The sequence below is a fragment of the Clostridioides sp. ES-W-0018-02 genome, from assembly GCF_020658175.1.
Lineage (GTDB): Bacteria > Bacillota > Clostridia > Peptostreptococcales > Peptostreptococcaceae > Clostridioides.
Map to the genome: position 1 here is coordinate 180,314 of NZ_JACVVY010000001.1, position 14,853 is coordinate 195,166.

General features: G+C 26.6%; 13 protein-coding genes. 10 read left to right on the forward strand and 3 right to left on the reverse strand.

The genetic code is table 11. The features are described 5' to 3' along the window. The first annotated feature begins 558 nt into the window (after positions 1-558). Positions 559-2,103: a putative bifunctional diguanylate cyclase/phosphodiesterase gene (locus IC219_RS00880; protein ID WP_227831096.1), complete on the forward strand. Its 1,545-nt coding sequence runs from the start codon at positions 559-561 to the stop codon at positions 2,101-2,103. Positions 2,104-2,295: 192 nt separating this feature from the next. On the opposite strand, the gene IC219_RS00885 is transcribed toward IC219_RS00880, so the two are convergent. Next, positions 2,296-3,255 carry a helix-turn-helix transcriptional regulator gene (locus tag IC219_RS00885; RefSeq protein ID WP_227482401.1) on the reverse strand — a complete coding sequence of 320 codons (960 nt, stop codon included), beginning with the start codon at positions 3,253-3,255 and terminating at the stop codon, positions 2,296-2,298. 108 nt (positions 3,256-3,363) lie between these two features. Here IC219_RS00885 and IC219_RS00890 point away from each other — a divergent pair, with 108 nt between their 5' ends. From IC219_RS00890 to IC219_RS00930, 9 genes are all read left to right on the forward strand, one after another. Beyond that, the gene (locus tag IC219_RS00890; RefSeq protein ID WP_227482402.1) at positions 3,364-3,816 is read left to right on the forward strand and encodes a DUF6194 family protein; all 453 of its coding nucleotides are present in this window, start codon (positions 3,364-3,366) and stop codon (positions 3,814-3,816) included. A 392-nt stretch (positions 3,817-4,208) separates the two neighbouring features. Continuing rightward, positions 4,209-4,577, forward strand: coding sequence for a GntR family transcriptional regulator (locus tag IC219_RS00895; RefSeq protein WP_227433073.1), 369 nt, complete (start codon positions 4,209-4,211; stop codon positions 4,575-4,577). Between the two features lies 1 nt (position 4,578). Further along, complete coding sequence (locus IC219_RS00900; protein ID WP_227433074.1) at positions 4,579-5,304, forward strand: ABC transporter ATP-binding protein; 726 nt, start codon at positions 4,579-4,581, stop codon at positions 5,302-5,304. Continuing rightward, positions 5,298-6,062 carry an ABC transporter permease gene (locus IC219_RS00905; protein ID WP_227433076.1) on the forward strand — a complete coding sequence of 255 codons (765 nt, stop codon included), beginning with the start codon at positions 5,298-5,300 and terminating at the stop codon, positions 6,060-6,062. Before IC219_RS00900 ends, IC219_RS00905 begins: the two co-directional genes overlap by 7 nt. Before the next feature lie 254 nt (positions 6,063-6,316). Then, positions 6,317-7,567: an MFS transporter gene (locus tag IC219_RS00910; protein WP_227482403.1), complete on the forward strand. Its 1,251-nt coding sequence runs from the start codon at positions 6,317-6,319 to the stop codon at positions 7,565-7,567. Positions 7,568-7,751: 184 nt separating this feature from the next. Beyond that, on the forward strand, positions 7,752-8,636 hold the full coding sequence (locus IC219_RS00915) for a mechanosensitive ion channel family protein (RefSeq protein ID WP_227433080.1): 885 nt from the start codon (positions 7,752-7,754) through the stop codon (positions 8,634-8,636). Positions 8,637-9,199: 563 nt separating this feature from the next. Continuing rightward, entirely contained in the window at positions 9,200-9,817 is a 618-nt protein-coding gene (locus IC219_RS00920; RefSeq protein ID WP_227433082.1) for a PepSY domain-containing protein, read from the forward strand. A gap of 107 nt (positions 9,818-9,924) precedes the next feature. After that, on the forward strand, positions 9,925-12,456 hold the full coding sequence (locus tag IC219_RS00925) for an FAD-dependent oxidoreductase (protein WP_227433083.1): 2,532 nt from the start codon (positions 9,925-9,927) through the stop codon (positions 12,454-12,456). Positions 12,457-12,672: 216 nt separating this feature from the next. Continuing rightward, positions 12,673-13,293 (forward strand): TVP38/TMEM64 family protein, encoded by a 621-nt coding sequence (locus IC219_RS00930; RefSeq protein ID WP_227433084.1) that lies wholly within the window; start codon positions 12,673-12,675, stop codon positions 13,291-13,293. Positions 13,294-13,421: 128 nt separating this feature from the next. Here the strand turns inward: IC219_RS00930 and IC219_RS00935 are convergent, their stop codons facing one another. Together IC219_RS00935 and IC219_RS00940 are read right to left on the reverse strand one after the other, a co-directional pair. Continuing rightward, a complete protein-coding gene (locus IC219_RS00935) occupies positions 13,422-13,958 on the reverse strand; it encodes a metal-dependent hydrolase (RefSeq protein ID WP_227433086.1) in 537 nt (178 codons plus the stop codon). A 112-nt stretch (positions 13,959-14,070) separates the two neighbouring features. Next, positions 14,071-14,775, reverse strand: a complete 705-nt coding sequence (locus IC219_RS00940) for a superoxide dismutase (RefSeq protein ID WP_285891625.1) — start codon at positions 14,773-14,775, stop codon at positions 14,071-14,073. Positions 14,776-14,853: the final 78 nt, after the last annotated feature.

The window sequence follows — 14,853 nt, forward strand, 5'->3', positions numbered from 1 at the left end:
TATTTTAATTATATAAATGAATTTATAAAGAGTTTATATCTAAAAAATGACTTTAAAAAATTAGGTAAAAATGGCATATTAAAAAATTTATATTAAATATTATTCAATTTAGTTAATTATAAAAATTAAGTGTTGATTTGTCGAAATGAATAGAAGAAGAAAAACATAATGAAATTTTAAAGGTGAATGTATTGGAAATACTGTGTTTTAATAAAAAGTAGTCATTTCTTGTAAAATGGATAGTTTTTATTAAAAATTAATATAATTATAATATAAAAATAAAATTTTTCAGAAAATTCATAGAAAGATATAGGCTTTTCATCAATAATTATATGCCAAAATAATCCAATTTATTTTCTATTATACCGATATGAAATGTATAAATCAATAGGAAAGACAACTAATATAACATATTCTATATATATAGTATAGCAAAATTTTACAAATTTTAAAATAAATATAAACTATCCATTTTACAAGAAATGGAAACTTTTGGAATGTGTTTATTTGCTAGTGGTTTATAATCAAATAGAGGTGCTTTAATGGGAGGAAATTTTTATGAGGAAATTACAAAAAAAATTAATGGTTTTTTTATTTATTTGTATAATTTTACAAGTTAAATATACAACACCAGTCTATTCTTTACATAAGCTTTATAAAAATAACTCCATAAATAACCTTGAATTCAGCTTATTTAATAAACAATTTATTAGCTACTATGCATTGCAGATAATATTTATTATGACGATAATATGTCTAGTACTTATTTTTTATATAATATATGATAAATTAAGTTTAAGAGTTAAATTGCAAAAGATAGTATATACAGATGGTCTTACAGGAGCAAGTACTATGGATAAATTTGTAATTGATGCTAAAAAAATATTAAGCAAAAACACTCAAGAGAAATATGCGTTATTATATATAGATATTGATAAATTTAAGTATATAAATGACTTGTTTGGATATGAAGTGGGAAATAAAATTTTATGTAGTTTAACAAATATTATTAAACATAATATATTTGAAGAAGAAATATTTGCAAGGATATCTGCTGATAATTTCACAATAATCATGAAATATAGAGAAGAAGAAGATATAATAAATAGATTAGAATCTATATTTAAAGAATTGGATTTATTTAATAATAATCAGGAAGAAAAATATAAATTAGTTTTAAGTTGTGGAATATACTTTATACTTCCAGAAGATAAAGATATCAACCCAATAATAGATAGAGCTAATATACCTCATAAAATGGCAAAGGGAGGACATAAAAGTTCATATGCATTTTATGACAACAAGATTCATGATCAAGAAATAAAAGAAAAAGAGATGGAAAATACAATGTTCTCAAGCTTAGAAAATAAAGAGTTCATAGTATACTTGCAACCTAAAATAGAACTAAATACAGGAGAAATACAAGGTTCGGAAGCACTTGTACGATGGAAAAGTCGTGATAAGGGATTAATTCCTCCAAATGAGTTTATACCATTTTTTGAGAAAAATGGTTTTATAATAAATTTAGATTTATATGTACTAGAAGAAGTTTGTATACAACTTAGAAAATGGATTGACACAGGTATAAACCCATTAACTATTTCAGTTAATGTATCAAGAATACATTTATATTGTAATAATTTTATAGAAACCTATAAAAATATAATTGACAAGTACAATATACCTGCAAAATATATAGAACTTGAATTAACTGAGAGTATTATATTTGATAATTTTGATATTTTAATTGATATAATGAATAGTTTAAAAGAGATAGGTTTTTTAATATCTATGGATGATTTTGGTTCAGGGTATTCATCATTAAATATGTTAAAAGAAATTCCTATGGATATTTTAAAACTTGACCAAAAATTTATCATGGAAACATATAATAGTAAGAGAAGTAAAATAATTGTTACTAAAGTTGTAGAGATGGCAAAGGAATTGGGGATGAAAGTAATATCTGAAGGTGTAGAGACAGAAGCACAGTTTAAACTATTGAAGGAAGTCAAATGTGATATGGCACAAGGATATCTATTTGGAAAACCAATGCCAATTGAAGAATTTGAAAAATTGATTGCATACACTTCAGCAAAAGAATAATCAGTTTACTTTATAAAAAATGAATAAGTTATATTAAAAATGAACTTTAAGCTAGAGTTCATTTTTTTATGTGGATTTTTATACATTTATTTATTAAAATATGTAAACATTAACAAATATAAATATAGTCTTATCTTATATAGATTAGACAAAACACTAGAATGTAGTATATATTGATAGCATCCATTGACATTACACTCCAGTGTTTATTTTGCAGTAATGATTGTACAACTCCTGAACTTTTGATTTTATCAATGTTTTAAGCTCAATTGGTTCTAGTACTGTGGCCTCTTTTCCAAATGACAAGAAATATTCAGCTACCCAGTTTAGTGTTGTTTTTGAGATATACATATCTATGTAACCGCCATTAGGAAAAACAGTCAATCCTTTTGCTAATAGAAATTCTGCCTCACAGCGTTTTACTCCTATATCTGTTAGTTGAATTTTAATATGATAATCTTTAGCAACTTCTAAATTTTCAAGATATTCATGTATTGAATTTGGAATACTGTATTTTGAACTTGTTATATTTTCTATACTTACAATCTTTTCAATTCTGTCTACACGAAATTCACGGATAGATTTTGACTTTAAGCAATACGCTGGACAGTACCAAAGACCATTCATTGCATATAAACCAACAGGTATAATAGTTCTGATACTTTGGTTTTTATTTGATGAATATTGAACTGTAAGAGCAGAATTATTTGTAATTATGTTAAATAGTTCTTTTAGCAAGGGAGAAGAGCAATGTCTATCTGGTGTCCAGAATACAATTTTATTTTGTATTTGAGTAATATTATGTTGTACATCTGCTGGTAGACAATTTAAAAACTTTTTTAATACAGAGACTCTCTCTTGTTCAAATGGCAAATCACGATAAAAAGCTAACGATTGATAGGCAAAAAATATTGCTTTTGCTTCACTTTCTGAAAAGGTAATTGGTGGTAGTATACGTTCTTTTAACATATGATAACCACCTGTTGCTCCTGTTTTTGAATATAGAGGGAATCCCATGCTTTCTAAAGCTTGTAAATCTCTAAGTATTGTTCGTTTTGATACACAAAATTCTTCAGCCAATTCTCTTAGAGTAAAATTTCTTTTTGCATTTATAGTTATCATCAATTCAATTAAGCGCTCAGCCTTTGACATTTTTCTACTCCTTTTTTTACAATAGTGACAATTATTGTCACTATTATATGATAGGATATTATCGTGTTGAAAGCAATATAAATATTATAGAAAGGATGGATATTTAATATGAAAGCTGACGATATATTCAATTACTGTGTATCAAATTTAGATGATGTTGTTTTAACAGAAAATTGGGGGGAAAGAGGGATATTTTATAATCCTAATGGTATTTTAAAGAAAGGAGTATATGTTCTTACTATCAAAGAAAAAGATGGTGAAAATGACAAAAGTTCATCACTAAACCGAAGTAATGTTTATCGTGTAAATGTATGCTTGAAAAAGGAAACATTTATTAAAAGGTTTGATAATATCCCAAAACGACCAGATGCTGGGCAAATTGTGAAAATGGACTTTGATTTTACAAAACTGGATACAATTATGCCTCATCCTGTTTATGCATGGATGGGATGGGTGTGTGTCTTAAATCCTTCAGAAAAAACATTTAAAGAATTAAAAGTAATGATACAAGAGTCATACGATTTTGCTAAGGAAAAATTTGCTAAAAGGATAAAAAAGTAATAGCATGTGAACATAATTATAATAAAGGCTACTGAAACCTGAAAATACAATTCTATTTTTTCACTTCATATATTCTTATAGATTCATATAAAATTTGGTAGCCTTGAATGTAAATCTCTAAGTCAGACAAGAGAAAAATAAATACCAAATGAAATATCAAAAAACATAGTGATTAAGGAAATTTCTTGTATTATACCTATTTAGACTTGAAGATTTTGAGATTTAATAGTAGGTTTTAAAATGCTATTTTTTATAAAAACTATCTTTAAATGAAAAAGCTTGTAGATATTCATAATTTTATTTAAAAATAGTTGACATATGAGCTGTATTATTATATTATTGTATTAGGTTATTAATACAATAATATAATAACACAATGAGGAGGCATGAATATGGAATGGGAACTTGATAATAACAAACCTATATATATACAATTAGTAGAACATCTAAAGTTAAAAATAGTTTCAGGGGAAATAAAAATAGGTTCTAAATTAGAAACAGTAAGAGCACTTGCTGAGGATGCTGAAGTTAATCCAAATACGATGCAAAAAGCTTTAACAGAACTGGAAAGACAAGGATTGGTTTATAGCCAAAGAACAAAAGGAAGATTTGTAACAGATGATAAGGAAAAAATAAAAGCTATGAAAGAGGAAATAGCCAATGTTGAAATAAATACATTAAAAGAGACTTTAGTAAAACTTGGATATGACGAAGATGAAATGTTAAAACTTATAACAGAAAATTTGAAAGGAGAATTATAAAATGGATAAAAATATAAATGATGTTTCTCAAAATGACATAGTTGAATTTAAAGGTGTAAATAAAAGCTATGGAACTAAAAAGGTTTTAAAGAATGTTGAGTTGAATATACCAAAAGGAAAAATAGTTGGCTTGTTAGGTCCTAATGGAAGTGGTAAAAGTACAATGATTAAATTGATGAATGGATTATTACAACCTGATGATGGTGAAATTATGATAAATGGAATGAAGCCATCTATAGAAACAAAGAAAATAGTATCATACCTACCAGAAAGAACTTATTTAAACGACTGGATGAAAGTATCAGATTTACTTAAATTTTTCTATGATTTTTATAGTGATTTTGATGTTAGAAGGGCAAATGAAATGATTAAGAGTTTAGATATTGATGTAGATGAAAAATTAAAAACAATGTCTAAAGGAACTAAAGAAAAAGTACAACTTATTCTGGTTATGTCAAGAAAAGCAAATATATATATTTTAGATGAGCCTATTGGAGGTGTTGACCCAGCTGCAAGGTCATATATACTTAAGACTATACTAAAAAACTATTATGAGGATAGTACTTTGCTGATTGCAACTCATTTAATAAGTGAGATAGAAAATATATGTGATGAAGTAATATTCATATCTAAAGGTGAGATAGTACTACAAGGAGATGTTGAATCAATAAGAGAGGAAAAAGGTAAATCTATAGATGCATTATTTAGGGAGGAATTCAAATGTTAGGAAAACTATTAAAATATGAGTTAAAGGCAAGTGGAAGAACGTTTATACCATTATATATAGCTATAATAGTAGTGGCTATATTAAATGGAATATTTATGAAGATTGATATATTCCAAATACAAGGAATAGGAATACTTGTACTTACAAGTCTTTTTATGGCACTGGGTGTTTTAACTATTGTAGTTACAATTCAAAGATTTAGAAAAAATCTTTTGGGAGATGAAGGCTATTTAATGTTTACTCTTCCTGTTAGTACTAGTTCACTTATATTATCCAAATGTATAACAGCACTTATATATGCGGTACTTAGTTTTATAGTTGCAGTAGGTACATTTGCAGTACTAATGTTTTTTAGTGCTTCTGGAATTGCATTTGCTGAGATTTTAGATTTTTTTAATAATGTTTTCAGATTGGGGTTTGAAAATTTTTTAGATATGTTCTTGCTATTATTAACAATGCTTATTTCATATACTTCATTTATTTTATTGCTATATACAGCAATTTCAATGGGGCAATTACCAAAGTTTAATAAACATAGAAATGTATCTGCATTTGTTTCTTTTATAATTATAAATATGATAATATCAACTGTTGGTAGTACAATTGAAAGATTTTTACCAGGAGAAAATACTAACATGATTTATCATTTATATCAAAGTTCTCATTTTATGTTTGCTATACTTGGTAGTATTATAATTTTAGTAATATTATTTATTGCTACAAAATATATACTAGATAGAAATTTAAATTTAGAATAGATATTTTTATAAAGAGCCATCTTTTAGAGTTACTTTAAAAGATGGCTCTTGTTTACTTTAAGAATTAATTAAGTATTATATAAACAGGAATAAATTCTTATATATGGTTAAATGTGTATGTGTATTGTATAATAGAAATGCATATTAAAAATTTTGATAAATAATTACAAAATTCTTATAAACAAATACTGTAAATAGAAAGTCTACAAACAGAGTAATAAAAGTTAAAATTACATAGATTTGAGGGAGAAAATATGAAAAGTTATACAAAGACTAAATGGAGTGTTTGGGGCATAATTACATTTTCATTTATTTTAGTCTTATTTTTAAGGATGTCAACTGCTGTTGTCTCAGATAATTTAGCAAAAGAGTTAGGGTTTAATTCTATACAAATATCAAATATAGCATCATTTTGCCTTTACTCATATGCACTTATGCAAATACCAGCAGGTATATTAATTGATAAATATGGAGCAAGAAAGATTAGTAGTATTGGAATAATAACGGCTAGTATAGGTTCGATACTATTTGGATTAATACAAAATATAGAATTAGCATATCTTTCTCGTATAGTTGTAGGAGCAGGAACATCAGTAATATTACTCTGTATCTTAAAAATTCAAGGTAGATGGTTTGATAAATCGGAGTTTGCTTCTGCAACAGCTAAGTTCTCATTTGTTGGAAATGTGGGAGGAGTTCTTGCTACTTTTCCGCTAGTATTTTTGTCCGAATTTATTGGTTGGAGAAATTCATTTTTATTAATAGGTATAATAGGTATTTTAATTGGATGTTGTATGTATATTATTGTTAGAGATACACCAAGAGAATATGGATTTAATGTAAATGTTGATATTTATGAAGAATCAGAAAAAATTAGTATTATTGAAGGGATTAAGTCCGTTATAATTAATAAGTCAACATGGTATAATTCAATAATAATGTTTTCTTTTGTAGGTTTAACAAGTGCATTTACAAGTCTTTGGGGAGTAAGATACATAATGGATGTTTATGGAGTTAGTAAGAGTTTTTCTGCGTTTATAGTATCATTTTTTACATATGGATTTATATTTGGTTCAATAATCATGGATTTTGTGTTTGCAAAAATAAAGTCTAGCAAGTTTAACATAATAAAATATGGTGCAATGATAGACTTATTTATATGGATAATAATTGTAATTGTTTTTAAAGTAAAACCACCAATAATGTTTTTACCAGTAGCATTTTTTATAATGGGGTGTATAGTCATGTCACATCTACAAGTATTTAATGATGCTAAATATAAAAATAAAGAGATTTATTCTGGATTGGCAACTAGTGTTATTAATACCTTTGAATTTATAGGAAGTGGTATTATTAATTTAATCATAGCTATATCTTTACAAATAAATTTCTATAATACAGTTGATGGATATAAAAGAGGATTTATTGTATTTATAGTATTAAGTATTATAACTATAATAGCATCTCATATTGGTGTAAAAAATGATGATTTTAAAACTCAATAGCATTTTCATAGTGGCTTAGCATAAAGTTCTACAAATAATAGAAGGTTTGGATTTAGAAAAAAGAGCTAACTGGAATATAAATCTTGTTTACTATGATTAAATGATATTGTATCATATTAAATAGAAAAATAAGAACTTTAAACTATAATATTGGTTCTAAAATATAAAGTAAGGAGTTTTTTCTATGGATACAACAAAAATAGATGATATAAGTAAGTTAGATTTAAATAATCTAGATATTAATAAAATGGACATGGGTGGTTTGATGGAAAGCCTTTTGGAATGGGCAACTACAAGTGGAGTAAAACTTATAATAGGTTTACTCATACTTTCAATTGGATTTAAAATAATAAAAAAAATTGTAAACCATGTCATGACAGTTCTTGGCAAAAGAGATGTCGATTTAACTTTAAGAAGGTTTTTGAAATCTCTTCTTTTAAGTGTACTTAAAGTTGCTGTTATAATAGTTGTTCTTGAATACTGGGGGATGAGTTTATCTAGTTTTGCTGCTGTAATAGCTTCAGCAGGGGTAGCGATAGGTTTAGCGCTGCAAGGTAGTTTATCAAATTTTGCTGGAGGATTTATTATACTTTTGATTAGACCTTTTAAAGTAGGAGATTACATAGAAGCAGCAGGTCATGGAGGAACAGTTGAGCAAATAGGACTTTTTTATACTCAATTAGCTACTCCAGATAATAAGCAGATACTTATACCAAATGGCTCTGTATCAAATGATAGTCTGATAAATTATTCTGCAAAAAATACTAGAAGGGTTGATTTAGTTTTTAGTGTAGGATATGAAGATGATATATTACATGTTAGAAGAGTCTTAAAAGAAATTGTAAATAGACATAAATTAATAATAAATGAACCAGAACCATTTATAGGAGTAGTAGAACATGGAGATAATGCCATTAAATTTGCAATTAGGGCTTGGTGTAAGACAGAAGACTATTGGACAATTTACCTTGATTTATTAGAAGATGTTAAAATTAGATTTGATGAAGAAGGAATTACAATACCTTATCCTAAAATGGATTTAACAGTTAGGGAACTAAATAAAATTTAAGTTTTTAATTATATAAAGGGGATGCTATTTAAAGCATCTCTTTTAGTTGTTTTTATTTTATGTAGATTTTTTATTTTCATATTTAATTAATGATAATTTTTACTATTTTATAGATTTAAATTTTAAAATTCTGGTATAATAAATTATATTATATAGATTTTAAAAATATTTCATCTTTGAGCGATACACGTATAGTTAAATATTATTTTACGATAGACAGAAAATCATCTTATCTCAGTATTTTAAAATAATAAGAAGTTGTATAACTTTGGATATTTGTGTATCATCCAATTTCATCTCAGTTTATCTCAACATTTCTATTTTTAAGAATAATTATGATTTATAAACAGGTATTATATTAGAAATTTAAAAATTTGTACTCATATCTTATTATTTAGGTTAATTTTCATATAAGTAATATTAAAATAGATTTTTAGCTTTTGATTATAAAGCTTTGAAAATAATTAAAATAAAGTAAGGAAAATATGCAATATAAAAGGGTAAATGAAGGGTTTAAAGGGCATAATATAGAATAAATTAATTATTATTTAAGGAGGATTTTTATGTGTAAAAAATTATATTTATTAGTAGCAAGTATACTTATTGCAGGTTTATTAACTGCATGTAGTGGAAATTCAAATTCAGGACAAGCACCTCAAAATAGCAATACAAAAAAAGAAGCAAATGCTTCAAATAGTGATTTAAAAGATGGCAAAATTGATGAAAGTTTAATGGAACAAGACTTCAAAGTACCTTATACAGATGCAATAAATATGTTTAAAGACAAATATAAGGATGCTGATATAGTAGATTTAAGTCTTGAAAGCGATTTAAATAAATATGTTTATACTGTTGAAGGTGTAGATGATAATAATGAGTATAAGATGAAAATAGATGCTAATACAAAGGATGTATTGCAAGATAAAACTGAAAAATTGGATTCAGAAGATTTAAATGGTAAAGCTAGAAAAGAAAAATTAGATTTAAATGATATAATAACACCTCAAAAAGCTATGGAAATTGCATTGAAAGAACAAGATGGAATAGTAAAAGAATGGAGTTTAGATAAAGATTTAGATGTTACTTTTTATAAAATAAGAATAGATAAAGATAAAAATGAATATGACATAAAGGTAGATTCTAAAAAAGGAACTATACTGGAGGTAGAAAAAGAAGATTAAGAGTTTCAAGTTGCTTTTAAAATAAATTCTTTTTTGAATAAAATTTGTTTAAAATATAACAAATAGGGTATAAAAAGGTTAAATAACTATTTTAGGAGGAGTACGGTATGTCATTAAAATCATTGAAAATAAAAGAAAATTTATATTGGGTAGGTTCACTTGACCCTGATTTAAGAGTATTTGACATAATTATGTATACACCTTATGGAACAACTTATAATTCATATGTCTTAAAAGGCACAGAAAAAACAGTTTTATTTGAAACAGTTAAAGATAAACATTTTGAGAAATATATTGAAAGATTAAATGATTTAAATATAGACTTTGAAAAAATTGACTATATTGTGGTAAGTCATACTGAACCAGACCATGCAGGAAGCGTTGAAAAGCTATTAGATTTAGCAAAAAATGCAAAAGTAGTAGCTTCAGAAACTGCTATTAAGTATCTAAAGGAAATCGTAAACAAAGACTTTGAATATATTGCAGTTGCAGATGGAGATGTGCTATCAATAGGCGATAAGACTTTAGAATTCTTCTCTGTACCTATGCTTCATTGGCCAGATACTATATACACATATATAAAAGAAGATAAAACTCTTGTAACATGTGATTCATTTGGAAGTCATTATAGTAATGACAAGATAGTAAACACTCTTAATGAAGATGAAGAAAAGGATTACTTAGATGCCTTAAGATATTATTATGATTGTATAATGGGGCCATTTAAACCATCTATGGTAACTGCTATAGAAAAGATAAAAGATTTAGATATAGACACAGTGTGCCCAGGTCATGGACCAGTATTGACTGAAAATCCTAGAAAAATTATAGACCTTTATTATAAATGGAGTGTAAATGAACAAGTAAAATTAGAAAAAGAAGTTACAATTTGTTATGTTTCTGCACATGGATATACAAAAATCATGGCAGAGGCTATAAAATCATATATTGAAAAAAATAGCAATTATAAAGTAAATTTATTTGATGTAATAGAGCATAAGCAAGAAGAAATTCTAGATAAAATAGCAGTATCGCAAGGTGTATTATTTGGAACACCAACAATATTAGGGGATGCATTAAAACCTATATGGGATATATTAGTATCTTTAAATCCAGTTCTTCATGGTGGAAAAGTTGCATCAGTATTTGGTTCATATGGATGGAGTGGAGAAGGTATAGAAAATGCTATGGAGAGAATCAATCAGCTTAGAATGACAACAGTGAAACCATTTGCTGTTAATTTTAAACCATCAGGGGAAGAAGTTGACAAATTATATGCTTATACAGGAAAATTCTTAGATAAGTTAAACTCTACTTTTGGAAGTAAAAAGAAGACTAAAAAGTTTAAATGTGTAATTTGTAATGAAGTATTTGAAGGAGATAGTGCTCCTAGTATATGCCCTGTATGTGGAGCCAAAGAGGACCAATTTATAGAAGTTGAAGAAGATGAGGTTACTTTTAGAAAAGATACTGACGAATATTTTGTTATAGTAGGAAATGGTGCAGCTGGTTTCTATGCAGCAGATGCTATAAGAAAAAGAAATAAGACTTGTAAGATAACTATGATTTCTAATGAGGAAGAGTTAACTTACTATAGACCTGCACTTTCTGATGGTATAAATGAAGAACTTAATTCTGATTTCTATATGGAAGATAAAGCTTGGTATGACGAAAACAACATAGTAGTAATATTAGGAACAAATGTAGATAAATTAGATGAAGCAAATAAAACTATTGTAGTAAATGATGGAGCTATTAAATTTGATAAGCTTGTAATAGCCACAGGAAGTAGAAATTTCATACCACCAATTAAAGGTCATGATTTAGAAAATGTATTTACACTTAGAAATATAAAAGACTTATATAATGTAAAAGAAGCATTAGAAAAGTCTAAGAAAGTTGTAGTAATTGGTGGAGGACTATTAGGTCTTGAAGCAGCATGGGAATTTAAATTAAAAGGCTTAGAAGTAGTAGTGGTTGAAGCAATGGATGGTATATTATCAAAACAACTTGATAAAGAAGGCAGTAAAATACTAGAGCAATGTGTAAGAGATACAGGCATAGATGTAAGATTAGGTGTGGCAGTTGATGGTATTGATGGCAATGGAAGGGCTCAAAAAGTTGTATTTAAAGATGGCAATAGTGTTGACTGTGATATGGTAGTCTTTTCAATTGGAGTGAGAGCAAATACTCAGATGGTTCAAGATACATCTGTAAAAATTGATAGAGGTATTGTTGTAGATAATACATTACAGACAAATGTTAAAGATATATACGCTTGTGGAGATGTTGCACAAGTAGGAAACACTAGTCTAGCAATATGGCCATCTTCAGTAGAAATGGGAAAAATAGCAGGAGCAAATGCAAGTGGAGATAGTTTGAAATTTGAAAGTGATGTATATCCAGTTTCATTAGATGCTATGAATGTTAAAGTATTTAGTATTGGTAATATACAAGATTTTGATAAAGAAATTTCATCAAAAGATGAAGGTAAAAGAGTATATAAAAAATTATTTATGAAAGATGGTTCATTAGTAGGAGCTATACTTATAAATGATTTAAGTTGCACTGTTAAATTGATAAGATTAATATCTGAAAAAGGGGATTTTGAAGATGTTATGAAGTCAGATATACTATAGTTTAAATATATCTAGATAAAAAGAAAAAGTCTTGAAATATGATAGATTCATATTTTAAGACTTTTTTGTTATAATATATAATAAAATAAAGATACCTTAACTGTAAATTTACATAAATTATTTACTTTTGAATATTAGATTCCTTTTTGAAATTGGTATGTAATAGCAATATAGAGTATATAATAATAGTTAAAGTTAAAAAAGGGGAAAAGCAATATGCAGTATATACAAGAATTACTTGATTTAACTCAAAACTATTGGGTGTTAGCCACAATAATTGGTTTATTAAGTGCATTTATAGAAAGCTTTATACCAGCCTTACCACTTGTGGCGATAGTTACAGCAAATGCTGCTATACAAGGGTTATTACTTGGGTGTTTGCTATCATGGATTGGCTCAGGGCTTGGGACAACCTCATTATTTTTATTAATAAGTAGATTTACTGATAGTAGACTTTTTAATAAGTTGAGAAATAGTAAAACTGAAAGAGCAATAAGTTGGATGGACAAACAGGGATTTAAACTGCTATTTATAGCATATGCTTGTCCATTTATGCCTGGGTGTTTAGTTACTGTTGCATCAGCTTTTTGTAAAAAAGATATAAAAGATTTTGTTCCAGCAATGTTGGCAGGAAAATTTGTAATGTTTATAGTAATAAGTTATGTGGCAAGTGATATAGAAGGATTTATAACAAGTCCACTAAAGATAGCATCATTTATACTATTAGTATTTTTATCATGGAAGATTGGAAGTAAAGTTAATAAAAACCTTGAAAATCATAACTATGAATTTCATCATAAAAAACACGATAATGATAGAGATAACAAAAGAATTTAACTTGTCAAAAAATTAAAATTGTCTTAAAAGAATTAGATTTAAATAAAAATTAAATTTAAAAGTATTCTTTTAAGACAATTTTTTTAATTTATTTAATTAATTTATAAATATGTAGCTATAAAAATACATTAAAATAAAATGTAAAATTGATATCCGATTAAAAAAATAACTATGAAGTTTAAAAGTTTAGATATGAATTTTTCTGTTTTTGAACTAGTTTTTATAGGGAGTAAGGAAATGTTTATAGTAATGGGAAAAAACAATTCGATACCTTCTTTGGTAATAAGGTCAAGACACATGTGAGAAAAATATCCTATTATAAATCCACTAGACAGACATGAAAAAACTATATTGTTGTTGGTAAAGATTGTTAGAGACTTAAAAAAACTACTAATGAGTAATAATGCAAGAAGACTATGGGTAAACCCTCTGTGTCTAAACCTACTTCCAAATAATTTGTAAATTAATATGAATTTTTTACTTATGTAAGAACCTCTCATATCTATATCTGGAAACAATGAACCTAAATATGCAAAATAGATATAGATTATAATTAATACTATTTTATATGTAGTATCGTATTTGACTAAATATATATTATTTATAAAGGGGAGTATCAAAAGCGCTAATATATATCCTCCCCTTTCATGTGTTTCTTTTATCATATAAAAATCCTCCTGAATCGTCACTATAAACACAATATTGGTAAATTTAGACTATCTTTTATTATATTATATAGCAAACATAAGTTTTTTTCAAAAGGATTTTAATATTTAATTACTCTTGAGATTTTAAATTTTTGTAATTTTCTAAAGCTCCATTCCAATTAACTACATTAAACCAGTTGTTAATATATTCATTTCTTCTGTTTTGATATTTTAAATAGTAAGCATGTTCCCAAACATCAAGACCTATGATAGGAGTCAAGTTTTTACTTACAGGGCTATCTTGGTTTGGAGTAGTTATAATGGACAATTTACCATCTTTAGTGGCTACCAGCCAAGCCCAACCAGAACCAAAAACATCTAAAGCTGCTTTTTGGAATTCTTCTTTGAATTTTTCAAAAGAACCAAAATCTCTGTCGATAGCTGCTTTTAAAGATTCAGAAGGTATAGTTTTCTCAGGAGTCATTATATCAAAAAAGAATTTATGATTGTAAGCACCACCTGCATTATTTCTTACTGTTGTAGCAATGTCTTTAGGCAAAGAATCTAAGTTTTGTAATAATTCACATAAAGAATAATTATAAAGCTCAGGATATTTTTCAAGAGCTGCATTTAACTTATCAACATAAGCCTGATAATGTTTATCATGATGTAAAATCATAGTTTCTTTATCTATATATGGCTCAAGTGCATCATAAGCATAAGGTAATGGTTTAACCTTAAACTTGTTATTTTCGGGTGTAAAAGCAAATAAAGTTATACACTGTGAAAGTATAAATAAAGACATAATAACTGGTATTAACATTTTTTTCTTCATAAAAATCACCTCCTAATATAGTATTTCTAGAAATTAAAAAATTATGAAAGATTAGCAGATAATTTATAAAAATTTGAT